This is a genomic window from Providencia sp. TYF-12, assembly GCF_041344805.1.
GTDB classification, from domain to species: Bacteria; Pseudomonadota; Gammaproteobacteria; order Enterobacterales; family Enterobacteriaceae; genus Providencia; species Providencia huashanensis.
In genome coordinates, this window is record NZ_CP166833.1 from 2865279 (window position 1) to 2891953 (window position 26675).

The window sequence follows — 26675 nt, forward strand, 5'->3', positions numbered from 1 at the left end:
GACTTACTGTGGCAGTAATTCCCTTGCTTGTTTTTGCTGTTGGTACAATAAACGGAATACATCAAGCCGTTGATGTAACCAAGTTTGGTATTGTTCTTGCGGTGAATAAGTGTCTAACACATCAGGTTTTTGGCATACTGTTTCGGTATCTCCGCCATCCGCCAGCCACGCTAGGCGTGCAGCACCTAACGCACCGGATGAACTTGCAGGGTGTGTAACAATCGGTATATCAATCACATCGGCAATTAATTGTGCCCAGACAGGGCTACGAGCTCCCCCGCCAGTTAAACTACAACGGCTAATTTGTGTGCCCGTTTCAGTTAGAACTTTCATGCCATCTGCAAGGGCAAACGTCACTCCTTCTATCACCGCATAACCAAGCTGAGCACGTGTTGTTTCATTCCTTAAGGCGAAAAAAGACCCCATTGCGTAAGGATCATTATGCGGAGTTCGTTCTCCAGAAAGGTAAGGTAAAAACACGGGAGATTGTTTTTTTTGCTGTTCAGTCAATTGGCCTACTTCATCCATCAATTGGTTTTCCGTTGTAGACAACAACTGGCAAAGCCAACGTAAACAGTTGGCGGCGCTTAGCATCACACTCATTTGATGCCAACGGTCTGGTAAAGCATGAGCAAATGCATGCACGCCTTGATGTGGTGCCGCCTGCAATTGATTGTTCACGACAAAAATGACACCTGACGTGCCAAGAGAGATTAATGCATCCCCTTCATTAACGGCACCAACTCCCACAGCGGAGGCGGCGTTATCCCCACCGCCTCCCGCCACAATAACATCTGCACTGAGCCCCCATTGGGAAGCTAAATCTGCACGAAGTACACTGCTTTTCTCTGCACCTTCCACTAAAGTAGGCATATGTTCGCGAGTTAAATTTGTTGCAGCCAATAGTTCATCAGACCAATCACGCTTTGCGACATCGAGCCATAGGGTTCCTGAAGCATCTGACATATCACTGATAAACTGTTCAGTCATTTTCCAGCGCAAATAGTCCTTTGGTAGCAATACCTTAGCAACTTGATTAAATACCTCAGGTTCATTACGTGCTACCCATAATAATTTGGGCGCAGTGAAACCGGGCATGACAAGGTTGGCACCTATTGTCAAAAACTCTGGGTGGTTTTCCATCAGCCATTCACATTCATTCGCGCTTCGAGTGTCATTCCATAAAATACAATCCCGTAGCACTTGATGATGATTATCAAGTAATACCGCACCATGCATTTGCCCAGATAAACCTATCGCTTTTACTGCTGCCCATGCTTCTGGTGCTTTTTGACGAAGTGTGGCTACCACCGAATTAGTCGCTTCCCACCAGCTATCTGGCGATTGTTCCGCCCACTGAGGGTGGGGCCTTTGCACGGTTAATGCCATATGGCTAGAGGAGACAATTTCTCCCTGCCCATTAATTAAAACTGCCTTCAATTCTGAAGTGCCGAGGTCTATTCCAAGGTACATCGACTTTCTCCTTACAGAGGTTGATGTGGTGATTTCAACCAGCGTTCAACATCTGCCACTGTATTTTTCATTAATTCATGAAACTGCGTTGAATGCGCTAATGTGCTAAATAGCATTTCACTGGAAACGAATTTTTCCAATGCATCACTGGCATTCATCAAGGGTAGATAATATGCAGCATCAAGCACGCCATCTTGGTATTCATACGGTAATTTGCCTTGTGCCCAACGCTGTAAAAAGACAAAAAATAGTGCGGGAAGTACTGCTGTTGCTGCAGGAACTTGGCCTCGTTGATAGCATTCTTGTAGTGTTGGAGTGATAAAGCCTGGAATTTTTGATAAACCATCAGCGGCAACTCGCTGATTAGTATCTTTTATGTAAGGATTACTAAAACGAGCTAAAACGACATCGCGGTATTGCTCAAGATCTAGCGGGCTTGGTGATAACGAAGGGATGACATCTTGCGTTACATAGTTCCAAGCCATCTGCTTAATAGCCGCTTCACGGGTGCTATCATCAATAAAATTCAAACCAATGAGTGTTCCCGCCCAAGCAATACAGCTATGGCTTGCATTCAAAATACGGATTTTGGCTTCTTCCCACGGTAATACTGAATCCACCATTTCAACATCGACATTTTCTAGTGCTGGACGCCCATTAATAAAGTCATCTTCAATTACCCACTGAATGAATGCTTCCCCCATTACCGGAGCTTTATCATCCCAGCCTGTATGTTGTTTTACACGTTCAGCCACATCTGGTGTTGGCCGAGGTGTGATCCTATCTACCATGGTATTTGGTGAGCGAGTGCTTTCTTTTACCCACTGATATAATTCTGTTTCACCTTTTAATTGTAAAAAAGATAAAAAACCATGCCTGAAACGCTCACCGTTATGACGTAAATTATCACAGTTTAATAAGGTTACCGGCTCACCATGTGCGGCTAAGCGTGCCCGTAAAATATGGGTCAATGCACCATAAATAGTACACATTGCGCCTGCCAAATCAGCCTTGATATCTGGTTGCTCAGCATCCAGCTCATGCTGTGGAGTCAAATAATAACCTGCTTCTGTTACGGTAAATGCGATCACTCGAGTCGCTTTATCACAACCTTGTTCAACGAGTTGGCTTAAATTAGAGTCCCAATGAAGGATTTTACGCACCGAGGTAATTTTTTCGTACTGACGTTCCCCTTCAGGGGAAACCGTTTCGAGTGTGTATTCTCCATTTTGTTTAGCTAAGTTATCAAGCAATGTATTAGCATCATTGCGGATATTCCCTAATGCGATTGACCAACTATCATCACCTTGTTGAATTAAGCGGTGTAAGTACCAAGCTTGATGAGCACGATGAAATGACCCAGCACCGATGTGCATCCACACTGATTTTTGCTTTAACATTGTGACCCCTTAACTTAGAATAAATATTTGCTACAAGTTTGGGCATATGCCCGTTTGTTATATTTTAGTTTCAACTTGATCACAATTACTGCGATAATGCTCACAATATTGACTTTTGCCCTTTTAATAAGCAATTGCCCAGAATTACAATATCGTAAAAAAGCAGGAGACAGTCCATGCAGAAAGAATTAAAAAAAATGGAGCAAGCAGCGCGTGCAGCATGGTTATATTTTGTGGCAGGCAAAACTCAACAAGAAATTGCTCATGAACTTGGTTTATCACGACAAGTAGCACAACGCCTTATTTCACTAGCCAAAGAACAAGGCATGGTCCATGTTCAGATCACTCACCCAATTACTGAGTGCCTTAAACTCGCCAATGAAATTCAACAGAAATACCAACTAACACATTGTTGTGTGGTTCCATCAGGCCAGCTTGATACTGGCTCAACCCTCGATATGATTTCAGTGGCTGGCGCTGAATTAATGGAACAATTAATCGAACAAGACAACCCCCAAGTGATCGGTATTGGTTCAGGCCGAACATTACGAAGTATTATTGATGCCCTTCCTTACCTAGAAACCCCGCAACATCAATGTGTTTCATTGATTGGCGCTATCGCTCGGGACAGTTCGGCAACACGTTATGATATTCCACTGCGTTTTGCAGAAAAGCTGCAATGTCGCCATTATATCTTACCTGCCCCGCTATATGCAGATAGCCCAGAAGATAAGGCCATGTGGTGCCAACACCGTGTGTATAAGGAAGTAACAGAAAAAGCCTTAAATGCAGACATAACTTTTATTGGTATTGGTGAGGTGGGAAAAGGCTGCCCGCTGAATTCGGAAGGCTTTGTCACCGATGAACAACTGGAAATGTTACTTGAGAAAGGCGTAGCCGCTGAGCTATTAGGCCATTTTATTCAAGCTAATGGGGAAAGGCTATCGACAGCGTTAGATGACACACACACCAGCGTCCCTCTATTTGCACCACCGAATAAACCTGTTATTGCTTTTGCTGGGGGTTCCCATAAAACTCACGCGATACAAGCGGTATTAAATGGCGGTTGGGTCACAGGGTTAGTAACCGATGAAGCCACAGCTCATCATTTATTAGAAAATAATTAAAACAGAAACTCAGGCGATAATGCATCGCTTGAGTTTCTTCTTTTTTATAACGAATCATTCCATTAAAAAATGGTTTGTTCAGTTTATAAGGTTAATATTACCCCTGTGCTAACCAGTGATGACACAGCATACCGAGCAAAGTAAAGACCAACGCGCCAATAACATGGATGGCAATGGTGCTGATGGCAAAGCCAAATTTCCCCTCTTGAATTAAAACGACCACTTCAAGTGAAAATGTGGAGAAAGTGGTGAATGCACCACAAAAGCCCGTCACAATAAATAACTTATAGGCGGGGCTAATATTGGCGTTGGCAAAATAAGAAATAGCAAAACCAATAACAAAGCCACCCACTAAGTTGACAACAACAGTACCAAGGGGAATATTGGGATAAAAGTGATTAAGTTTCAGGCTAACAAACCACCTTAACCACCCACCGAGAACAGAACCCAGCGCTATTGCAAATAAAGAGGCATACATAGAAACTTCCTTTAATGTCTGGCGGGATAAATGAAAGGAAAGTTTCCTATTAGATCATTCATGCCCTAAATTCAGGGCACATAATACCTACGTACCCTATCTTTTGAAAAGGTTAACGTAGGCATCATCAGCCCTACATGGGCGGTTTTGTAACAGGAGGAATGCCATCTCCCATAGTTCTACATAAAATCATAATGTTATTTATTATATTATGTGAACTCTTTTTAAAAACATACTCCTAAATAATTCAAGTTGCAACTCGTCAAGGCGAGAGATTAAAAAGAAGTAAATATATGATTTATTTAGGAATATAAACTAATAGTCGATTCCCTTTTTCAATATCAAACGTCAGTGATGTGTAGTCATAATGTTCTAAATTTCCTTGATAAACCAATTCACGGACACCAGTACAAGGCTGATAAATCTCATGCTTATTCCATAATTGATTAAATAGCGCAGATTGCCCCACCAGCGTTTTTACTAATGTTTTGATATTAGGGTCATTTTTAGTCAAAGCATAATCACGACGAAAACTTGCGAGTAACTGTTTAGCGACTAACGGCCAATCCGCAAACCGTTCTTGATAGCGAAGGTCGGTGAATAATAAATAAAGAAAATTACATAAATACGGTTCAGCTTCGGAAAAATGAAAATAATCATCAGCACGTGAATTATAAGCCAGTACATCCCAATGCAAATTAAGCACATAACATAAATAGTTATCTGGAAAATCAGTGATCATTTTTGAAATTGCCGAAGGCACACAGTGTTCTGTATTTCCAGTCGCTATAGGTTCTCTGTTATGCGTAAGTAGATAAAGATGCTGGCGTTCAGCCGTATTTAAATTAAGTGCATTTGACAGGTTATCAAGAAATTGCGTTGAAACCCCTATCTCTCGGCCCTGTTCAAGCCATGTGTACCACGTCAAACCAACACCAGCGAGTGCGGCAACTTCTTCTCGGCGCAATCCTGGCGTTCGACGGCGAGTTGTGCGTGGTAAACCGACTGATTCAGGAGAGACACTTTCACGTTTTTGCTTTAAAAAATCAGCTAACTCAGGGCGGTTACGTTCTCTATTTTTCATAGCCTATTGCTTTTAGTAATAGTATAACTAGTTAAATTGTATCAGGATAATGCATTCATTATAGTCCCCATTTATTTGTCTGTCTAAATGGGAAAAATATGAACCGACACCAAAGTATTGCGCTATTTGTTTTATTACTGGCAGGTTTTGTGACAATTTTTGATTTGTTTGTTGTCAATGTAGCCATTGTAAGTATCCAGCAATCATTGAATGCCAATCTGACACAAATCACACTCATCATTGTCGGCTATGAATTAGCATTTGGGCTGCTGCTGATCACGGGGGGACGATTGGGCGATATTTATGGCAAAAAAAGCTTATATCGTGTCGGAATGACGCTGTTTACAATCACCTCTCTACTTTGCGCTTTAGCACCAACGGCATCTTTATTAGTCACTTCTCGGTTTCTACAAGGGTTATCTGCTGCCTTATTGTTCCCTCAAGTCTATTCCAGTATCCGCATTAATTTTAAGGAGCAGACAGCTAAAAAAGCCTTTGGCTATCTGGGAATGAGTTTAGGATTGGCCGCTATTGCTGGGCAAGCTTTAGGGGGTTGGTTAATTACACTCGACCTGTTTGGTTTAGGCTGGCGGACAATTTTTCTAGTCAACCTCCCCATTGGTGCGGTAGCTGTTTTTTTATCGGGTTTTCTACTTGAAGGCCATCGAATGAAAGTGAATTTAGATTGGTATGGTGTATTCCTGTCCAGTAGCGGTATTTGTTGCGCATTATTTCCATTACTCATGCTACCCGTCTGGGGATGGTCAACGATAGGCACAGTATTACTCATTAGTGGGATTATGCTTCTTACCTTATTCGTCTATCAAGAAAAACGATTAGAAAAGCAAGGAAAAGCACCGTTATTTACCCTATCCATTTTAACCCATCGTGACTTTGTCATTGGGCTTTTGGTTGTCATGAGCGTGTACGCAACATCATCTGCTTTCCCTTTGATGCTATCGTTGCTACTGCAAAAAGGCATGGGCTTAACCCCGTTTTTATCCGGTTTAATATTTGTTCCTTCAAGTATTGGTTTTGTTATCTCATCAATTATAACGCCATATTGGACTCGTCGTTATGGTGACCGAGTCATATTTTGGGGGGCCATATTCTACGCAATAAGTTATGTGCTACTTCTGATAGCATTGTATGCTTTTTCATTAAACAGCCCAGTGGAATGGCTATCTCCAATATTATTCTTCATCGGCTTTACACAAGGCATGATTATGACGCCAATGTTAAATCTCGTGTTAGCAAAAGTCACCCCTGAGCTTGTCGGCCAAGCATCAGGTTTTACCGCAACACTACAACAAATTGGCGCGGCGATGGGGGCGACAAGTGTTTCGGTCATTATGCAATATGCATTGGCGGCTATGCCAAAACAATTACCATTTGAACAATTAAAATGGGCCATCAGTTGGGGGCTAGGGTTTAATGTATTGATGGCAATCTGTGCCGCTGTTTTGTTATTGATGATCACTGGGCGGTTGACCTTGCTGTATAAAAAATAGCTTGCAGCACGGTTTCGCTATCAACGTAGCTCTCGGCATGGTGGTTTGCTTTTACAGTATCACCATGCCGCTTAAAAAAGACAAAATCAATCACCCTTAGGAGGATTGTCATGTGCCATAGGCTCACCAACAGGGTTATTGCTTATTTAAGATAGGTGTCGTCCATTATTGGGACATTTTTAAAATCGTCCGCACATTGCTGGCACTAGTGGCGATAATATCAATCGCCCCAGTACGTAAGGCCCCCATGATCGCCATCGCTTTTGATGACTCAGATGCAATCGCAATTACACAGGGGATTTTTCTCAGCTCATCAATACTTAAACCAATCACCCGGTCATTCATGACAGTGTCTACATGTTGCCCTTGTGCATTAAAAAAATCATAACCCGCAATATCCCCAATAACCCCTTGATTTAAGCTGGCATCAACAATTTCACGAGGCGTAAACCAACCTAGCTTAACCATATAGCTGTCTTCATTCATGTCACCAATACCAATCAACGCTATATCCGCTTTACGGGCGCGATCTAAGGTTTCCTTGATGGTGCCGTTTTTCATGAATGACTGTTTTAATTCGTTATTTTCAACATAGGCTGGTGCATATAAGGTTTCACTGGTTCCACCAAATTTTTTCGCTAATCGGCGGCTGATATGGTCTGCATTAATCGAATCACCAGGGCGATGAGTCCCGCCTATCCCACAGATAAAACGGCAATCTTTTTCAGGTACAGCTCCTCCGCTGTCTGCCACAACCGCCACATTGCGCCCTTGCCCTACAGTAACAATCATATTGTCGCGTAATGTGGTTGATAAATAATTGGCAACCAACGTTCCAACTTGATAGCGTTGCTCTTCTTCATCTGGATGGTCTAATGCGATTAATGCACGGGATATTGGAAAACGGGAGAGTAATTGTTGCTCTAACTGAGTACTAAAAATAGGATGATAGCGTACGTTGATCTCAACAATGCCTTCCTCTTTGGCACGCTTTAATAGGCGCCCCACCTTAATCCGCGATATACCAAACTTATTGGCGATCTCTTCCTGAGTAATTTCATCACGATAATATGCTATCGCAATTTCAGTGAGTAGCTCGATATCGGAAGATGTTTGTGATCTATCCATAAGATAGTGGTTTCCTCTTTATTGGTGTTAATCGCAACAAGGATAATAAGGTTTTAGTATAGCGTTTCTAGTGGCAATTAATAAGTAAGTTGTAAAATAGAGTGGATATATACGCCTAAACAACGGTGACGTATATATCCATATAATGACTAGGTTAGGTAATCAGGCATTAGCTAGAGCAGCTTGTTTTTCGACACTTTGAGCCAATTGACATAACAAGAGACAGCAAGAGGTTGCTCCCGCATCTAACACGCCTCTTGAACGCTCACCTAAACGGCTTGCACGACCAATTTTTGCCACTAAATCCAATGTGGAATCACGCCCTGCAATCGCAGCTTCTTGCATTGCGTCAAGCGCTTGTTTAAAGCTTTTACCTGATGTTGTCGCTTCTTCGAATGCTTGGGTCGCGGGGATCAACGTGTCCATTAAACACTTATCACCAACAGTGGCACTGCTGATATCTTGTAATTCAGATAACCCATTTTGCAGCATGGCGAGAAAATCTTGTTGCGTTAGCTCTGTTTTACCTGAAATGCTGTCAGACATGCCCATAAAGAAGCTACCATACAACGGCCCCATTGACCCGCCAATACCTTCCATCAACGCATCTGAAATTTCTTCAAACCCTTCACTCAATGATAGTTGACGACCTTCAATTGCCTTGGCACATAAATTGAAACCTTTTGCCATATTGATCCCATGGTCACCATCACCAATAGCACCATCAATTTCGCTCAGGTATTCACGGTTTGTCACAATAATATTCACTAAATCAAGGGTTACTTCACTGCCACAATCCGTTGATATAACTTGCATAACTGGCTCCTTTACTTAACCTGAGTTAAACCTAATGAATACGCAGGTACGTCCATCAGTGTTTTTAATTCATCATCTACCTTCATTAAGGTTAGAGTAACGCCCATCATTTCTAATGAAGTAAAGTAATTACCTACGTAATTGCGAACAATGCGCACACCTTTCTCACTCAATTGTTTTTCAACTTCTGCGTAGTAAATATACAGTTCCATTACGGGAGTCGCGCCCAATCCAGAAACTAGCACCACGACTTCATCCCCTTGTTTTGCCTGCATATCATCTAAGATTGGCGTTAACATGGTTTGAGCCATTTGTGCAGCAGATTGAATTGGCATGATTTCAATACCCGGCTCACCATGGTGCCCAATGCCTAATTCCATCATGCCATCTTCAATATGAAAATTAGGATGCCCTACCGCTGGAATGGTGCAAGACGTTAGACCGACACCAATAGAATGGCAGTTATTAATAGCTTTTTGCGCTGCGCCAATCACGCCATCTAGGTCATAACCTTTACTGGCGGCGGCGGCACCAACTTTCCACATTAAAATTTCACCGGCTACACCACGACGCTTTTCTTTTTCGCTGGCGGGTGCTGAGGCAACATCATCGGTTGCCACCACCGTTTTAATTTTAATGCCCGCTTTTTCAGCTTTTTTCATCGCCATTTTGACGTTCATGTTATCGCCTGCATAGTTGCCATATAAGCAAGCAACACCAGCGCCACTGTCAGCCGCTTTAAAGGCATCTAAGAATGCGCCTGCGGTTGGTGAGGAAAAAATTTCGCCAATCGCCACCGCATCTAGCATATTTTCGCCAACATAACCTAAAAATGCAGGTTCATGACCAGAACCCCCGCCGGTGACAATCCCTACTTTTCCTGATACTGGCGCTTGTGGATATTTTAAAACCCGAGCGTTCTCCGTTTGCGCAAAATATTCAGGGTGCGCTTTCAAATAGCCTTGAATCGCATCTTCAACAACAAGATCAGGTTCATTAATGATTCTATTCATAATTCCCTCAATTTACTTATTTTCTGGTGTTAGCTGCATCTTTGCTGACTGTTCAAGCAGTTCTTGCGGTACAGTGATAAATTTCATCAGTATCGCACTAAATAAATAAAGCCCTGAGAAGATCCAAATCACGCCCAATGCCCCAACACTACTAATGAATATCCCTACTAATGCTGGACCAACAAAGGTACTTAACCCAGCACCTAAGTTAAGTACTGACATTGCGGCACCTTTGTTTTCAGGAGCTAGCGTTGGCATGATAGCTGAAAGTGGCACATATCCTGCCAAGCATGCGCCAAACAAACCGGCGGCAATCATCATCAGGGTATAACTGTGACCGAAATAGTACGGTACGTAATAAAACATTAGGGTACAAATCATACAACCGACACAACCGAACCAAATCACAATATTGCGCCAACCAATTCGGTCACTCACAACACCAAAAATAAGGTTAAAGGCAATATTGACAGTCCAAAGTGCGGCATAGATATGTAACCATTCTGTTCGAGAAAAACCAAAGTCAGCGAGAAACATTGGCATGAAGATCACAAAACCATATGCCGCTGATGTGTTAATGGTTCTTACAATGCCCCCTAAACCGATTTTAGGGTTTTCAAATGCGATGGTAATTCCTTTAAATAAATAGCTGAGCGAAACTTTTTCTTTTGGTTTGTCTTGTACATCGCCCGCTTTATTGCGATTGAGCGCTATCGCTATAAATGCCCCAATAGTGACAAATATCAGCCCACTCCATAACGTCGCCATTTCACCGAGAATAGGTAATGCATAACTTGAATACATCACGCCTAATACACCTAGCCCGCCACTATAAACGAACCAGAAAATTCCGACGGCTGAACCTAATTTTTTAATAGGTGCTTCATACGCTACCCAAACTAAAAAACCATAAGCAAACATTGGATAACCAAACCCGCGTAAGGCATAAGTTGGGACCATGATAGATAAACTATTGCTTGGCAGCCCGACGGATAAGAAAATAACCGAGCCAATCACAAACATCACAAAGCCAAAAATCATCACTCGACGCGCCGTATAAATCTCAGCAAGCACCCCTGATAACCATGCGGCAACCGCTGCAAAAAAACCATATACACTAAAAAGTAATGAAGATTCTTCAATACTCATTCCACGGCTAATAATAAAAGGCGATAGCCAACCTTGTTCTAGCCCTTCCCCCATCATAAAGATAAGGACGCCAAAATAGCCAAGTAGTAACTTTGGTGAAAAACCCGTTACTTTAGACAATTTATTGATTATCATATCGTTAACCTCAGTGCTTGTTCGCTGGGTTAGGACCTGAATAACAAGCCTTGGTAGGGTGACATTTATTCAGGTCCAATTTTTATCGTTATTTTTTATTTCGCGTTTAATTTGAACCGGCTACAGCATTATAGGTTCGGGTCTAAGACCACTTTAATATGCGGGTCACCTTTCGCCATCATAGAAAAGCCTTCTGCGAATTTTTCTAATGGTAAGATATCAGTGACGACACCTTTTGTTGGGAAATCACCATTACCGATACCTTCAATGACTAACGGGTAGCAATATGGGCCTAGGTGAGAACCTAATAAGTCCAGTTCCTTACGGTCGCTAATAATGCTCCAATCAACGGTCACTGGGTCTTTAAATACAGAGAACTCGACAAATGTTCCAAGTTTACGGATCATTTTCAGCCCCTGTTCTACAGATTTTGGTGCGCCTGTCGCTTCAATGTAGATATCGCAACCGTAGCCTTCCGTCATGTCTTTAACGATTTTATCCACATCATCACGTTTCGGATTCAATACGATATCCGCGCCAAATTCTTTTGCTAGTTCAAGGCGTTTATCAAAGAGGTCTAAAACAACCAGTTTTCCAGCACCAGACTTTTTAATCGCACCAATCATTCCTAAGCCTAATGTTCCTGCGCCTGAAAGTACTACCACATCCCCCAATTTGACATTGGCGCGCTGCACTGCATGTAAGGAGCAAGCATAAGGCTCAATCAAAATGGCATCTTCAATTGGCATATCAACAGGAACATGGTAGTTAATCGCTTCTTTAGTGAATTTCATGTATTGAGCCATACCGCCATTCACATTTTTTTGGAAGCCATACAGGTCATGTTTTTCACACATCCAATATTCACCACGTTTACAAAAACGGCACTCCCAACATGGGACGATTTGTTCGGAAATAACACGGTCGCCCAATGCAAAACCTTCTACCTTTGAACCAAAACCAACAACATGACCAATAAACTCATGCCCTGGGATCATCGGCGCTTTAATATACGCAGGTTGTTCATCATCCCCCCAAAAACTTGGGGCACCTTCGAAGGCTTTCACATCACCTGCACAAATACCGCAAGCTTCTACACGCACTAGAATTTCTTCTTCACTAATTTTTGGCACATCCACCGTTTCTAAACGGTAATCTTTCGGTGCATAAGCAACCACGGCTTGCATTTTATCTGGGATGCCTGCGCTCATCGTTGCTTTTGAATCACAGTGTTCACACATAGTTCTATCCTCGGCGGTTTGTAAAATGAACATAAGTTCAATGAAGATACAAATTAACCATACCTTCTTTTCTTTATCCTTGCCCATAACCAGATTGTCAAAGTGTGATTTAGAGCAAATATTCTTATAAAATAGCTTTTAAACGACTACTTTTCGCTATTTATCGAAAAAAAATGTAATTTAAAGCCCTAGATCACAGAATCAAGCATACCAAAAATAAAAACATATGTTCACCTATTGATTATTTGTTCATAAGATCCTATTTTCTATTAAGTACAATTGAATAGTTAATGAACATTTGTTCAACCATAAGGATCTCTATCATGCTATCTATTGCCATTGGTGCTGATGACGCTGCATTTGAAATGAAAGATTTAATTAAAGCTCACTTAAAAGAGCTAAATATTGAAGTGACAGATTACTGCTTAAAGACTGGGGTTGAAGATGAAATGTACCCCGACGTTGCTCATGCCGTCGCCACCGCCATCACACAAGGTAAACACCAACGCGGAATTTTAATTTGTGGCACGGGTATTGGGATGTCTATCGTAGCCAATAAAGTTGCGGGGATACGTGCAGCGCTTTGCCATGATACTTACTCAGCAGAGCGGGCACAAAAAAGCAATGACGCGCAAATTATCACTTTCGGAGCACGGGTAATAGGCCCCGAATTAGCCAAAATAATCGTCGACACATGGCTAGCTTCCCATTATGAAGGGGGACGTTCAGCACCCAAAGTAGCCCGTATTAGTGAATATGAAAATGGGGAACGTTAGTTTTAATTTGGGAGTTTTGTTATGTGCACACAAACACAAAATAAATTAGCAAATGCAATCCGCTTTCTTTCAATCGATGCTGTACAACAGGCAAATTCGGGTCACCCAGGTGCCCCTATGGGGATGGCAGACATTGCTGAAGTATTATGGAGAGACTACTTACAACATAACCCAGCCGACCCCTGCTGGCCTAATCGCGACCGTTTTGTGTTATCAAATGGCCACGCCTCAATGTTGCTATACAGTTTGCTTCATTTAACGGGCTATGATGTTTCTATCGAGGACTTAAAGCAGTTTAGACAATTACATTCAAAAACACCTGGTCATCCTGAATTAGGCTACACACCGGGAGTTGAAACCACCACAGGCCCTCTGGGACAAGGTATTGCTAATGCAGTAGGAATGGCTATCGCGGAAAAAACACTAGCGGCTACCTTTAACCGCTCAGGTTTCCCTGTTGTCGATCATTTTACTTATACTTTCCTCGGTGATGGCTGCTTGATGGAAGGGATTTCCCATGAGGTTTGCTCTTTAGCAGGGACTCTTAAGCTCAATAAGCTGATTGCTTTTTATGACGATAACCAGATCTCTATCGATGGTGATGTACAAGGCTGGTTCACCGATGATACCGCACAACGCTTTGAAGCCTATGGTTGGCATGTTATTAGAGCCATTGATGGACATTCGCGTCCTGCAATTAAAGCCGCGATTGAGCAAGCCCATCAACAAACCTCTAAACCAACATTGATTATTTGTCGCACCACTATCGGATATGGCTCCCCCAATAAAGCGGGAACAGCGAGTTCACATGGTGCTCCCCTTGGGAACGATGAAATTGCATTAACGCGTCAACAATTAGGCTGGGAGTACCCACCTTTTGAAATCCCTGAAGAGATTTACCAACCATGGAATGCAATAGAGCGTGGTGCTGAACAGCAATTACGTTGGGAACAGGCTCTACGGGAATATGCCAAGCAATATCCCGAATTAGCCCTTCAATTAAACCAGCGCTTATCAAACCAACCCACCGGATCATTTAGTTCAGTTATCAATGAGTACATTCAGCACCTGAATAATAACCCAGCAGAAATTGCCACTCGTCAGGCTTCACAAAATGTTCTCAATATTATCGGCCCTGTTTTACCTGAGCTAATGGGTGGCTCGGCAGATTTAGCGCCGAGTAACCTGACTTACTGGTCAGGCTCAAAACCTATCAATGAATATCCTGCGGGTAATTATATTCATTATGGTGTACGGGAATTTGGCATGACTGCCATTGCCAATGGTATTGCATTACACGGAGGGTTTCGCCCTTACACCGCAACCTTTTTGATGTTCTGTGAATATGCTCAAAATGCGGTACGCATGGCCGCCTTAATGAAATTACCGCAAATTCTGATTTACACCCATGATTCGATTGGCTTAGGTGAAGATGGACCGACTCATCAACCGGTCGAACAATTAGCCGCATTGCGGGCTACTCCCAACCTTTCCGTATGGCGGCCCTGTTGCCAAGTAGAAACCGCAGTTGCTTGGCAACAAGCCATACTGCAACAAAATAAGCCGACGGCCTTAGTCCTTTCAAGGCAAAATCTCCATCAGCACTCACGTACCTCTGAGCAACTTACCTGTATCCAGCGTGGGGGGTATATTTTACGAAGTAATAGCCAATCACCTGAGTTATTGTTAATTGCGACGGGCTCTGAGGTCACCTTAGCGGTTGAAGCCTGGCAGGTTTTAACCGCACAGGGTTTTAACGTCAATGTTATATCAATGCCATCCACTGATACTTTTGATAAACAACCTGATGAATATAAACAACAGGTTTTACCTAATCATGTTCGTCAACGTATTGCCATTGAAGCTAGCATTGATGATTACTGGCGTAAATATGTTGGCTTGGATGGGTTAATAATGGGAATGAATAGCTTTGGCGAATCTGCACCTGCTAAGCAGTTATTTGACTATTTTGGTTTCACTGTTGAAAAGCTAATTAGTATGTCACTTTCATTATTACAGGCCGATAAATAATTAAAGCTAAGTTTTATTAAAATTCGTTATCCTACTTTGTAATTATTATTACAAGCCAAATAATAACATTATTATTTGGCTTATTTTTAATTAGATAATTATTGAATACTATATCCACCATCAATAACTAAATTATGTCCAGTGATCATATCAGATGCATCACTGGCTAAAAATAACGCACATGCCGCAATTTCTGACGGTTCAGCAAAACGTCTAGCAGGAATTTTTTCTTTCATTTCATCACCTTTCTCCCCTTCCCATGCTTTTTTACCTAATTCCGTCATCACAATAGTTGGAGAAATTGTATTAGTTTGTATCCCTTTAGGGCTCCACTCCAGCGCTAATACTTGAGTTAAGCCAATGATCGCTGCTTTACTGGCACAATATGCGGCATGCTGATCTAAAGCAATGACCCCTGCTTGGGAAGCCATATTAATTATCTTCCCTTTTCCTTGTTTAATCATGATATTACCAACTGCCTGACAAACAAGAAAGGTACCTTTTAAGTTCACATTCATGGTTAAGTCCCAATCAGACTCTGCTAAATCTTCCGCAGGAGCTAATGCCACAATCCCCGCACTATTTACAGCAATATCCAATGAGCCATAATGCTGTAAAACCTGTTGAACCATTTGTGAAACTGACTCAGAATTTGTGATATCACATTGAATACCTAAGCTATTTCCTAGCGTTTTAGCTACCTCAGTAACCTTTTCTGATTTATCAACTAAGGCAACTTTAGCCCCTTTCTCGGCATATAACTGAGCAATGGCGAGCCCAATACCTGCGGCTCCCCCTGTGATCACGGCCACTTTACCATCAAGAGAAAAGTTGGTGTTATATCCACTAAATTTTTTCATTATAATTCCTTAACATCATGATGTGATATTTAATAAAAATATAATATGAATACGATGGTGAAACTGAAACACCATGATATTCGATGAGAGTTAATTAATATTTAGTTTTACTAATATAATAGTGTTACAGGTTTAAATCTATATTTATAATTTATAAAAATGAGCCACTTCTCATATTATTAGAAATAAAAAATAAGATTAAGAACATTTGTTCATAATTAAATTCAAACTGATTATTTGTTTATATTAACATGAGTATTTAATCCATTTTTTCGATAGCACAATGACAGATTATAAAACAATCATAGTCCCCTATTGATAGTCCTTTAACCACTATCTGCATAATACAGTATAAATTTAGCAATAACTGGCGCATAATATTAGTTATATCTAAATTGATATTGAACAACGTAAATGTACTGTCATCAGATAAAATAATGGAATGGGTATCATTCGCGTTAAACTGCGTATTTTAGTTAAATAGGTCATTGATAATATGGAACAAAACCATTTACTGCTACAATTGAAGGATATTGGTTATACCATTGATGGGAAAACAATTCTAGATAATGTGCAGATTAACCTACAAGCAGGTGATTTCAAATTAATCACAGGGCCTTCCGGTTGTGGAAAAAGCACCTTATTAAAAATAGTGGCATCTTTAATTTCCCCCACTCAAGGTTCGATCACCTTCAAGGGAAAAGATATCAATACTATTTTACCAGAAACCTATCGCCAACAAGTTTCATACTGTACGCAAACGCCTGCTTTATTTGGCACAACAGTATATGATAATTTGGCATTTCCATACCAAATAAGAAAGTTACCTTTCAATAAAGATAAGATAATAAGTGACTTAAACTATTTCTCACTGCATGAAACTATTTTAGAAAAAGGTATCAATGAGCTTTCTGGTGGGGAAAAACAACGTATTTCTCTTATCCGTAACTTACAATTTTTACCGCAAATTTTGCTATTAGATGAAATAACCAGTGCCCTTGATGAAGAAAATAAAATCAAAGTAAATGAATTTATTCACCACCTTACCACTGATAAAAAAATCGGGGTGTTGTGGGTAACCCATGACCAAGATGAAATATCTCATACCAATGAGGTTATTACCCTTCCCATTCATCATGAAGAATAATAGGATATTACTGTGCACCAACCAGCCATCTCCAATGAATCACTAACATTTTCGGTCATGTTAGTTTTAGTGGCTATTTTTATTAGCCATAAAGAAAAACTTTCCCTAGAAAAAGATATAATTTGGAGTACCTGTCGAGCTATCATCCAGCTACTAATAGCGGGTTATATCTTAAAATACATCTTCAATGTTGATCATAAACTGCTCACCATCGCCTTAGTCATGTTTATTTGCGTTAATGCTGCGTGGAATGCCAAAAAAAGAAGTAAGTATATTGATAAAGTTTATGTTACGGCATTAATAGCGATTACATCTGGTACATTCCTAACGCTGCTTATCCTAATATTATCCAACGCAATAGAATTTACGCCTATGCAAGTCATCCCTATAACGGGCATGATAGCCGGGAATGCGATGATAGCCGTAGGATTATGCTTTAATAACCTTGGTCAACGTTTTGCCAGCCAACAGCAACAAATCCAAGAAATGCTGAGCTTGGGAGCAACACCGAAAGTGGCTTCTGCTTCCATAATCCGCGATAGTATTCGCGCATCATTAATCCCCACGGTTGATTCAGCTAAAACAGTTGGAATTGTTAGCCTTCCCGGCATGATGTCGGGGTTAATTTTTGCAGGCGTTGACCCACTGCAAGCGGTCAAATACCAAATTATGGTGACATTTATGCTACTGGGAACCGCCAGCCTTTCAACTATCTTGGCCGGTTATATGACTTATACGAAGTTTTATAATCAACGACATCAACTCTTAGTCACAACACTCAATAAGTAATTCGCCATAGCCCGCCTGTAAGTTAATTTTGTGCAGGCGGTTTCAATCATCATTATTAGCGTGGATTAGCTTATTCCTACTGGCAAGACTTCAATCAGTTGAGCTTGGCTATTTTCGTTATCAATTAAATTAAAAATATGATTAAGCATAGTAGGCACATCTTGTTTAACCATTTCAATATCATTACCTAGCAATGCAACGAATGGGTCCCAGTCGAAACAACCTAAATTAGGTTGCTGTAACCCAGTATACCCTTTATGCCCTAACCAACGCATCACTCCTTCTAATGAAATTGTTGAATTAATAAATAAGCCACATTCCGCTATCTTTTGCGGGTCATTATTATGCTGCTTAAAGAAAACAGAGAGCGCTTTTTCTGCTTTTTCAGGCGCATAGCCACAAGCCAAAATATTTTCACTGGGGACATCTATGCTTAGCTCGCGATGGGCATCAATAAACCCGCGAATACGCTCGCGAGTATTATGATCATGCTCACGTCCACCAATAAAAATTAGAGCGGCGCCCTGTATAAGTGGCGTTTTTTGTTTGCGCAAAATACGTTGGGTTAGCGTTTTCGCCCCGAGATAATTGTCTGAAATGACCGAAGGCGCCAATGTGCCCGGCAAGTCTAAATTCAAAGTAGGCACGCCGGAGACTTGGCAGATTTCCGTAATTTTATCGGGGTTGGTTGCCCCTGTCGAAATCAACCAATCCACCTGATATGAAAGCATAGCGCGTGCCGCTTCAATTTCGAGTTTAGGATCACGTCGCGTACAGGTGATAATAGGAAATAGCCCTCTTTCACGTGCCATTTCCTCAAAATGCTCAACAATTGAACCGAAATAACGGTTGTCATATTTGGGTACTAACATGCCGATAATTTTAGACTTATTGCTGCGTAATAAGCTGGCCTGCTTATTTACAGAATAATTTTGTTCTTCCGCGATACGCATTACTTTCTGTGCAAGCTGTGCGCTAATCCGCCTTTTTTGCCAATTTCCATTGAGTACAGCACTCACCGCACTGGCTGAAACCCCCGCTAATTCTGCAAGGTCGTAGATCGTTGTTTTCTTATTTTGTCTGATCTTTGTCACAGATTCATATCTCCATTTTTTACTAGCTTGACACCAAAGTAGAAAAGTCGCAATACTGCTACATCGATTGAGCAGAACTGAAATTGATGAATTCTGAGCTGATATAAAACAAAAAAATATTATCAGTCTTTCATATGTAGCCACCTATCCGTTCCTGTGACTCATTGTCATTTCATTGATTTCACAATGCTTTTTATTCTTATATTTCCGCTAAAATACCCAATTGGAGTAAAAATTATGGCTATTTCCATTGAAAACAAAGTCGCAGCAATCACAGGTGCCGCTTCTGGTATCGGTCTTGAGTGTGCTCGTACACTGATCAAAGCAGGCGCTAAAGTCGTTTTGATAGACCGTGCTGAAGAAAGATTGAATCAACTCGTGGCTGAACTTGGCGAAAACGCTATTCCATTAGTCATCGATTTGATGAACCCCAAACAAGTTGATGGGATGTTAGATGAAATCCTAAAAAAAGCAGGTCGTTTAGATATCTTCCATGCCAATGCGGGTGCCTATATTGGTGGGCCCGTTGCTGAAGGCGACCCCGATGTATGGGATAAGGTATTGAATTTAAATATTAATGCAGCTTTTCGTAGTGTTCGTGCCGTATTACCACATTTTATTGCTCAAAAGTCTGGCGATGTATTATTCACCAGTTCAATCGCTGGGGTCGTTCCTGTGATCTGGGAACCAATTTACACTGCATCAAAATTTGCCGTTCAAGCGTTTGTCCATTCTACGCGCCGCCAAGTCTCTGAGCATGGTGTGCGTGTTGGTGCAGTATTACCAGGCCCTGTTGTCACCGCACTACTCGACGATTGGCCGCAGGAAAAAATGGATGAGGCATTAGCTAATGGCAGTTTAATGCAACCGATTGAAGTGGCTGAAGCCGTTTTATTCATGTTGACGCGCCCCAAAAATGTCACTATCCGTGATTTAGTTATCGTTCCAAATAGCGTCGACCTCTAACCTACCAACTTGTCATAGATTACAGCCCACATCTTGGAGGAAAAAATGAGTAATCCAACGACCTCATTAAATAATAATGACAATGTCGTTATTGGTATTGATGTTGGCACCGGTAGCGCGCGTGCCGGTGTTTTTGATATGGCTGGTAATATGCTAGCCTCAGCCAAACATGATATTTCACTTTTTCGCGATAGCGCTAATTTTGCGGAACAGTCGAGTAATGAAATATGGAAAGCAGTTTGTTACTGTGTCAAACAAGCGATCACCTCTTCTAATGTAAAACCACAACAAGTGGTTGGAGTCGGTTTTGATGCAACCTGCTCACTGGTCGTCATTGGACACGATAAGCACCCGATCACTGTTAGCCCGTCGAATGACCCTGAACGTAACATCATTGTGTGGATGGATCATCGAGCGACTGAACAAGCAGAGCGTATTAACCAGTTAAAACACCCCGTTTTAAATTATGTGGGCGGCAAAATTTCTCCAGAAATGGAAACACCAAAGATATTGTGGTTAAAAGAAAATTTACGCCAAACCTATGATAACGCATGGCAGTTTTTTGATTTAGCTGATTTTTTGACATGGAAATCAACGGGTTCACTGGCACGCTCAACCTGCACCGTCACCTGCAAATGGACCTACCTTGCCCATGAAAAACGTTGGGATGCTGATTATTTCCAACAAGCTGGTTTATCTGAACTGGTCGAAGAAAATTTCTCCCGCATTGGGCAACAAATCGTTGAGCCGGGCACGCCTTGTGGTTCAGGGTTAACAGAACAGGCCGCACAGCAAATGGGCTTACTCGCAGGCACTCCTGTTGCTGCCGGTATGATTGATGCTCATGCAGGAGGGATTGGGACTGTAGGTGTGAACGGTGATGCAACTGCAAATATGGCCTATGTATTTGGTACCTCTTCATGCACCATGACAACCACCAAAGAACCTGTTTTTATACCTGGGGTCTGGGGGCCTTATTATAGCGCTATGGTTCCTGGTATGTGGTTAAACGAAGGGGGACAAAGTGCCGCTGGTGCTGCAATAGACCAACTGCTTTCATTACACCCAGCCTCAGCGCAAGCTCAAATAACAGCCAAAGGACAAGGGAAATCATTACCTGTCATGCTAGCAGATTTAGTTCTAGAAAAAGCTGATTCTCCTTCTCAATCCGTTGAACTAGCACAAAAAATACATGTTGTCCCAGAATTTCTAGGTAACCGAGCGCCTTTTGCCGATCCACATGCAAGAGCTGTGATTGCAGGTTTAACAATGGATAACAGCATGGAAAATTTACTGTCTTTCTATGTTGCCGGTGTTTGTGGTATTGGGTATGGTTTGAGGCAAATTATTGAAGCACAAGCTAAATCAGGTGCTTCAATCGAAAATATCGTTGTTAGTGGTGGAGCGGGTCAACACCCACTAATCCGCCAATTACTTGCAGACGCATGTGGTGTGCCAGTTATTTCAACCCGAGCAAGTGAACCTGTATTGCTGGGTTCCGCTATCCTAGGTGCTGTTGCAGGAAAAGTCTGTAATGATGTCGCACAGGCTATGAATAAGTTTAGTGCGATTGATTTAACTTACCACCCGAATAAGGCCTATAAAGCGCATCACGATATACGGTTTGCGTCTTTTTTACACTTACAGAAATGCGCTAGAGAGTTAAAAGGTTAAATAACTATTAGCTAGCCTTATCTAGCCTTATAATGAAGAAAGCCGCTTTATGGCTTTCTTCTCTCTGTTCCCTGTTTATTTGTATGTTGAACGGATAAAAAGCCCTTACCGACTAATCTCAAAAGCAATATTTTTGCCATAATGCATTTACCATCTCCATCGGTAATAAGTCATAGTCCCCTTCAACCATTGGAATAGACATTGTGACTCTACCATCATTATAGGTATACGCTTTCACAATAAATTTTTTGTACCCTTCTAACTTAGCATTTTTTACGCGAAAAACTTCGCCACAAACATAGCCTAAGTCCCCTTTGTCTGCTATTTGCCGAATAAAATTATATTTCACTCCTTTAAATGACGCAGATTCAGGATAAGACAAGTAATCTTCCACACTACTTTTTGCCATTTTTACCAAATCAGGTGTTGGTGCATAATTCATCGTTACTCCTAAAATAAAAGAGCACCCAGTTAACAATAAGATTGTGAGCAACTTTATGATATTCATGTTTTTAAGCTCTCATAAACGCAATGACACAGCCAATTGACCAAAATGACACAACAGTACTTCTCTCAAAAATACCTGAGTAGTTATTTTTAGCTAATTGTAAGTAAATAAGAATTAATTTAATAATAGATGGTACTACCTACTTAAGAATACCTTATTAGACAACCGCATTTGACCTAATCGCTATTTTCCGTAATAGTAATAATCTACGTAAATAGACACAACTAGTTTCATATAGGTTATTCGTATTTATACTTTATTTTACCCACCACATGAGTAAGTATACCAGCATTAAGCTAAAAATATAAATAGTACCCGAAAGATTAACTGTTTCAATTTGTATTTTTTTCACAAAAAGCGTTTCTCTTTTATATGATAGAAACAATAATTGGACTTAATTGTTAATTATCATTTAATAGTAATCACTTCAAATATATTATTAAACAATTCGAATTAAGAATTAGTGTGTCTAATTGTTAATAAACTCATATAATGCGTATATAGACTCAGTATATGAGTAAATTATTTATTTATTTTATTATTGAGTAATTTTATAAATAAGATTATCTCTTCCAAGAAAAACACACAAAAAATAAAAGTAAATATAAATCAATAAATTACAACCAAAAGGAAAGTTAGGTTATCTTCTTCTACTAGTTTCATAAGTAGCGTCATTACCTTTCCATTATCAATATTATTTTACATCCCATATTGCCTACAGCCCAAAAAACCAAAACAAAAAATATCGTAATGAATTGATTAATAATTGAAAATTATCGATAATGAGATTGCAATGAGCATTTTGAAAGTGATAAAAAACAGATTAATACAATAATTTAACAAATAAACCATAAGAATATTTAACGATATCATTATGATTTAAATCTTGTGTGTACCTCAAACATCTCCCAATTCGTCTAGTTAAACTAACCCAAATTACAGAATATTCCTATAAAAATCCCCTATTAAACTAATACATAAAATTTTCCGACTAAAAATGACAAATTTAAATTTCAAATTCAGGTAGCATTGCCTTCCAAAGAAAAAGGGTATGCCATGACACAAATTCAATTACTTTTGCTTGCAACCAACAATATAAAAAACAATACAGACCTAAGCCATTCTCAAGAATCTTATGTTTACCAATACTATTATGCTAATGTGGCTAATCAGTTTGGTTGTATTAAAAGCTATATTGCTGAGTTTATTAAACAAACCTCTTCCGCCTTAGATAATGACCCACAGTTATCGGAACAACGTCAACAAATATATTCAACCGTTGAACGTTATTTGGAAATAGCTGAAAAACGTTATATTCAGAGACAGAAATTGCTTCAGAAAAAATGAAAGTACAGATGTAACAAAGGCCTGCAAATGAGGCCTTTACCGATACAACTCCGTTTTACCTACCTATCTACTGCTCTTGTAACTCCAATTCCGCTATCACTGGCAGATGGTCACTGACACTTGACCATTGAAACTCTTCGCTATCCGTTGGTATTTGCATTTCATTTACATTCCACACTTGCCCTTTAAATGTAAAAATGTGGTCTATGTCAATCGCTGGATTAACTGCTGGCCAACTACGATAATCCGTCCCTTTTTTCTCAACGGGCTGCCACATATAACGGATTTCTTGAATAGGTTGTTCATTAGCCGTTGAGTTAAAGTCACCAGCTAATATTTTTATTGATGCAGCTATATTATCAAAACCAGTGTCTGTATCCCCAATGCTCGCATCTAAAATATGACGAACCTGCCCAATACGCACTGTTGGGTCTTTTTGCCAATCAAGATGAGTCCCCATTATAATAATTGGCGCATCAAAACCCGGTTTTGTTATCTGAGATAATAATACAACACGTTGCTCCGCATCGCCTGAAGGCAAGTTAATGACTTTTGATTTTTCAATTTTATATTTTGATAAAATTCCTACGCCATATTCACCACCATCAAAATCTAATGCTTTACCAAATGCAAAGTGCATCTCGTTAGCCTTAGCGATTTCCTCCAGTTGATTAACATGTTTACTGCGCGCCGTTTTGTTATCAATTTCGGTTAAAACAATGACATCTGCATCAATTCTCGCAATTGCTTTATTTAAAGCATCGAAATTTTTCACATCTGATGCCAACTCGTTCTTTCCGATATTATAAGTTGCAACTTTAATCGTAGGCTTATTCGCGGTATAGACCTTATTCGGCGTACCTCCGTCTTGCACCTTAAGTACTTCAGACCCCGTGGTTGTTGCTAATGCACCGCAAGAAACTAAAATTGCGGTAGAAATAACTGTTTTTAATAATTTCATTATATTTCCCCTGCTATTGTCTAAAGCTATAAAGAGGTCAATACCCGTCAAAAGTCTAAACTTAAGTACAGGTGAAATATGACCTACTAATATACTGTAGCAAGGAATAAGAATGATGCAGTGACCAAGTCGACAATCTTATTTTGAGAGGCAAAAAAACAATCTTTTTTAGAACAAAAAAGTGACTTATTATAGAATTTCTTGTTTAAGAGACAGTTAAATAACAAAATAGTGTGACTAAATCGATAGCCCCCCTATGCACTTTGCCTAGCTTCGAACTTATAAGGGAAAATGACTTCTTCTTGTCTCTGTGAAAGATCACCGTCAGTATCCGCTAACCATCTTTGCAACTTCTTGGCAGCTTCTCTCGCCATTTTGCTATAATCAATGCGTACCGAAGTCAAGGATGGGTGAATATGGTCGCAATTTGCGGACCCTTCAACACAAGCAACAGCCAACATTTTCGGCACTTTAATCAAGCGCCTTTGACATTCAAAAATAACCCCTAACGCAATCATTTCGTGGCTACAAATCACAGCCTCAAGTTCAGGCTGACGAGTTAGCATTTCGCTAATCGCCTGACGTCCAAAATCCATGGTAGCAACATAAGGAGTCGTAATGCTTTGATCTGCACTTTGGTTATATTCGAGCATAGCCTTATTCCAGCCACTTAGTTGCTGGCTTTGCATTTTATTATCCATTTGAGCCCCAATATAGCCTATCTTCTTATACCCTTTTTGTAACATATAATGTGTTAAAAAATTAACCGCTTCCCCTATATTACTTTTAATATTCAATGTAAATGGATGACTCCCTCCCCCAGCAACACTGATAACAGGTATATCTACATTTTTAAGGTAGGTGTATACCCCCTCTGAATTAATCGCACCAAAAATGATCAAGGCCGCAGGGTTACTCTGTAATAATGTAGATAAAACTTCAGATTCTTTTTTCTGCTGATAGTCATGACTACCAATGACAACTTGATAATTATTTTTATTCAAAACCTCTTGTAATGATTGCAGAAATACTGAACTAGCATTATCACGTAACGACGGAATTAAAACGGCGACTGTTCGGCTTTGGCCTGACGCCAAAATACCCGCAGCTGAATTTGGAATATAACCCAGTTCTTCAACTGCCTCGTTGATTTTTTCACGTAATTTGTCTGAAACCAATTCAGGCGTACGAAGCGCTCGGGATACTGTCATTGACCCAACACCTGCATATTTTGCAACATCTTGCAGCGTGACTCGCCCTGTATTTTTTCTTTTTCGTGTTTTTTCCATAAAATACTTTTAATTAGCCTAAACTTATTATTAACCCGAGTAACTTACCATAGGTTGAATTTGTTAATCAGCCAACAAGTGTCCTGAATTAGTATTTGTTCGCTATTTTTATTCAAAATGATAGCGCTATCACGAAAATGAAAGTTTAAGCTAGATAGCGCTACCATAGATCACTACTATTCATTCAACCATTAAAAAAGATAAAAATTCAGCATACCAGGAGTAACTCTATGCTAACGACATTACTGACCCCTAACGTCATTCAGGTCGTCGAAAGCGCCACTGATTGGCAAGATGCGATAAAAATCGCCTGTAGCCCTTTGGTTAATAATAAATTCATCGAACCAAGATATATTGATGCCATTATTAAATCACATAAGAAAATTGGCCCTTATTATGTATTAGGACCTGGCATTGCGATGCCACACGCACGCCCAGAAGATGGCGTAAATCAATTATCACTAGGTTTAACTGTTATTAAACAAGGCGTTGAATTTGGTTCTGAAGGCAACGACCCAGTTAAGTTATTAATTGTTCTCGCAGCAACAGATAGCAACAGCCACATTGGCGCTATCGCAAAGTTGGCGGAGCTTTTTGATAATCAAGAAGATATAGACAGCATCATGCAATCAGAAAACGTAGATGACATTCTTAGCATCATCGCTAAATATGAATAAT

At 40.4% G+C, this 26675-nt stretch carries 24 protein-coding genes and 1 riboswitch; of the genes, 10 read left to right on the plus strand and 14 right to left on the minus strand.

Translation table 11 applies throughout. From position 1 onward, the window contains the following. Positions 1–3: 3 nt before the first annotated feature. The gene (gene xylB, locus ABE954_RS13050; RefSeq protein ID WP_048606978.1) at positions 4–1473 is read right to left on the minus strand and encodes a xylulokinase; all 1470 of its coding nucleotides are present in this window, start codon (positions 1471–1473) and stop codon (positions 4–6) included. Positions 1474–1484: 11 nt separating this feature from the next. Next, a complete protein-coding gene (dalD, locus tag ABE954_RS13055) occupies positions 1485–2873 on the minus strand; it encodes a D-arabinitol 4-dehydrogenase (RefSeq protein WP_048606977.1) in 1389 nt (462 codons plus the stop codon). 176 nt (positions 2874–3049) lie between these two features. On the opposite strand from dalD, the gene ABE954_RS13060 reads away from it, so the two are divergent. Then, positions 3050–4000, plus strand: a complete 951-nt coding sequence (locus tag ABE954_RS13060; protein WP_042844108.1) for a sugar-binding transcriptional regulator — start codon at positions 3050–3052, stop codon at positions 3998–4000. A gap of 97 nt (positions 4001–4097) precedes the next feature. Here the strand turns inward: ABE954_RS13060 and crcB are convergent, their stop codons facing one another. Together crcB and ABE954_RS13070 are read right to left on the minus strand one after the other, a co-directional pair. Further along, positions 4098–4478: a fluoride efflux transporter CrcB gene (crcB, locus tag ABE954_RS13065; protein WP_042844110.1), complete on the minus strand. Its 381-nt coding sequence runs from the start codon at positions 4476–4478 to the stop codon at positions 4098–4100. A 111-nt stretch (positions 4479–4589) separates the two neighbouring features. Further along, a riboswitch (Fluoride riboswitch) is annotated at positions 4590–4659 on the minus strand. A 117-nt stretch (positions 4660–4776) separates the two neighbouring features. Next, positions 4777–5562: a helix-turn-helix transcriptional regulator gene (locus ABE954_RS13070; RefSeq protein ID WP_042844111.1), complete on the minus strand. Its 786-nt coding sequence runs from the start codon at positions 5560–5562 to the stop codon at positions 4777–4779. Between the two features lie 98 nt (positions 5563–5660). On the opposite strand from ABE954_RS13070, the gene ABE954_RS13075 reads away from it, so the two are divergent. Beyond that, complete coding sequence (locus ABE954_RS13075) at positions 5661–7073, plus strand: MFS transporter (protein WP_371025479.1); 1413 nt, start codon at positions 5661–5663, stop codon at positions 7071–7073. A 165-nt stretch (positions 7074–7238) separates the two neighbouring features. Here the strand turns inward: ABE954_RS13075 and ABE954_RS13080 are convergent, their stop codons facing one another. The 5 genes from ABE954_RS13080 to ABE954_RS13100 all read right to left on the minus strand — a co-directional run bounded on the left by ABE954_RS13080 (position 7239) and on the right by ABE954_RS13100 (position 12555). Beyond that, positions 7239–8201 carry a sugar-binding transcriptional regulator gene (locus ABE954_RS13080; protein ID WP_042844114.1) on the minus strand — a complete coding sequence of 321 codons (963 nt, stop codon included), beginning with the start codon at positions 8199–8201 and terminating at the stop codon, positions 7239–7241. Positions 8202–8363: 162 nt separating this feature from the next. Continuing rightward, positions 8364–9017 carry a dihydroxyacetone kinase subunit DhaL gene (gene dhaL, locus ABE954_RS13085; RefSeq protein WP_042844115.1) on the minus strand — a complete coding sequence of 218 codons (654 nt, stop codon included), beginning with the start codon at positions 9015–9017 and terminating at the stop codon, positions 8364–8366. 11 nt (positions 9018–9028) lie between these two features. After that, the gene (locus tag ABE954_RS13090; protein WP_210786977.1) at positions 9029–10030 is read right to left on the minus strand and encodes a dihydroxyacetone kinase subunit DhaK; all 1002 of its coding nucleotides are present in this window, start codon (positions 10028–10030) and stop codon (positions 9029–9031) included. Positions 10031–10042: 12 nt separating this feature from the next. Beyond that, complete coding sequence (locus ABE954_RS13095; protein ID WP_042844117.1) at positions 10043–11314, minus strand: MFS transporter; 1272 nt, start codon at positions 11312–11314, stop codon at positions 10043–10045. A 128-nt stretch (positions 11315–11442) separates the two neighbouring features. Then, positions 11443–12555 (minus strand): alcohol dehydrogenase catalytic domain-containing protein, encoded by a 1113-nt coding sequence (locus ABE954_RS13100; RefSeq protein WP_129465822.1) that lies wholly within the window; start codon positions 12553–12555, stop codon positions 11443–11445. A gap of 323 nt (positions 12556–12878) precedes the next feature. On the opposite strand from ABE954_RS13100, the gene rpiB reads away from it, so the two are divergent. After that, on the plus strand, positions 12879–13331 hold the full coding sequence (gene rpiB, locus ABE954_RS13105; protein ID WP_042844119.1) for a ribose 5-phosphate isomerase B: 453 nt from the start codon (positions 12879–12881) through the stop codon (positions 13329–13331). Between the two features lie 21 nt (positions 13332–13352). Next, entirely contained in the window at positions 13353–15362 is a 2010-nt protein-coding gene (gene tkt / locus ABE954_RS13110; RefSeq protein WP_042844121.1) for a transketolase, read from the plus strand. 98 nt (positions 15363–15460) lie between these two features. Here tkt and ABE954_RS13115 read toward each other — a convergent pair whose 3' ends face one another. Continuing rightward, positions 15461–16225 carry an SDR family oxidoreductase gene (locus tag ABE954_RS13115; RefSeq protein ID WP_371025902.1) on the minus strand — a complete coding sequence of 255 codons (765 nt, stop codon included), beginning with the start codon at positions 16223–16225 and terminating at the stop codon, positions 15461–15463. A 493-nt stretch (positions 16226–16718) separates the two neighbouring features. Here ABE954_RS13115 and fetA point away from each other — a divergent pair, with 493 nt between their 5' ends. After that, complete coding sequence (fetA, locus tag ABE954_RS13120) at positions 16719–17369, plus strand: iron ABC transporter ATP-binding protein FetA (protein WP_042844123.1); 651 nt, start codon at positions 16719–16721, stop codon at positions 17367–17369. A gap of 12 nt (positions 17370–17381) precedes the next feature. After that, on the plus strand, positions 17382–18158 hold the full coding sequence (gene fetB / locus ABE954_RS13125) for an iron export ABC transporter permease subunit FetB (protein WP_042844124.1): 777 nt from the start codon (positions 17382–17384) through the stop codon (positions 18156–18158). A 65-nt stretch (positions 18159–18223) separates the two neighbouring features. Here the strand turns inward: fetB and ABE954_RS13130 are convergent, their stop codons facing one another. Further along, positions 18224–19252 (minus strand): LacI family DNA-binding transcriptional regulator, encoded by a 1029-nt coding sequence (locus ABE954_RS13130; protein ID WP_042844126.1) that lies wholly within the window; start codon positions 19250–19252, stop codon positions 18224–18226. 237 nt (positions 19253–19489) lie between these two features. Between ABE954_RS13130 and ABE954_RS13135 the strand changes: the two genes are divergently transcribed. Both ABE954_RS13135 and ABE954_RS13140 read left to right on the plus strand, forming a co-directional pair. After that, positions 19490–20218 (plus strand): SDR family oxidoreductase, encoded by a 729-nt coding sequence (locus ABE954_RS13135; RefSeq protein WP_042844127.1) that lies wholly within the window; start codon positions 19490–19492, stop codon positions 20216–20218. A gap of 45 nt (positions 20219–20263) precedes the next feature. Then, on the plus strand, positions 20264–21892 hold the full coding sequence (locus tag ABE954_RS13140; protein WP_131679945.1) for an FGGY-family carbohydrate kinase: 1629 nt from the start codon (positions 20264–20266) through the stop codon (positions 21890–21892). A gap of 118 nt (positions 21893–22010) precedes the next feature. Here the strand turns inward: ABE954_RS13140 and ABE954_RS13145 are convergent, their stop codons facing one another. Then, on the minus strand, positions 22011–22334 hold the full coding sequence (locus tag ABE954_RS13145) for a hypothetical protein (protein WP_371025481.1): 324 nt from the start codon (positions 22332–22334) through the stop codon (positions 22011–22013). 1122 nt (positions 22335–23456) lie between these two features. Between ABE954_RS13145 and ABE954_RS13150 the strand changes: the two genes are divergently transcribed. Continuing rightward, positions 23457–23747: a hypothetical protein gene (locus tag ABE954_RS13150; protein WP_042844130.1), complete on the plus strand. Its 291-nt coding sequence runs from the start codon at positions 23457–23459 to the stop codon at positions 23745–23747. A 67-nt stretch (positions 23748–23814) separates the two neighbouring features. Here ABE954_RS13150 and ABE954_RS13155 read toward each other — a convergent pair whose 3' ends face one another. Beyond that, positions 23815–24708 (minus strand): endonuclease/exonuclease/phosphatase family protein, encoded by an 894-nt coding sequence (locus tag ABE954_RS13155; protein ID WP_042844131.1) that lies wholly within the window; start codon positions 24706–24708, stop codon positions 23815–23817. A 254-nt stretch (positions 24709–24962) separates the two neighbouring features. Next, positions 24963–25997 (minus strand): LacI family DNA-binding transcriptional regulator, encoded by a 1035-nt coding sequence (locus ABE954_RS13160; protein ID WP_042844132.1) that lies wholly within the window; start codon positions 25995–25997, stop codon positions 24963–24965. Positions 25998–26227: 230 nt separating this feature from the next. Between ABE954_RS13160 and ABE954_RS13165 the strand changes: the two genes are divergently transcribed. Continuing rightward, entirely contained in the window at positions 26228–26674 is a 447-nt protein-coding gene (locus tag ABE954_RS13165; RefSeq protein WP_129465817.1) for a PTS sugar transporter subunit IIA, read from the plus strand. Position 26675 lies beyond the last annotated feature (1 nt).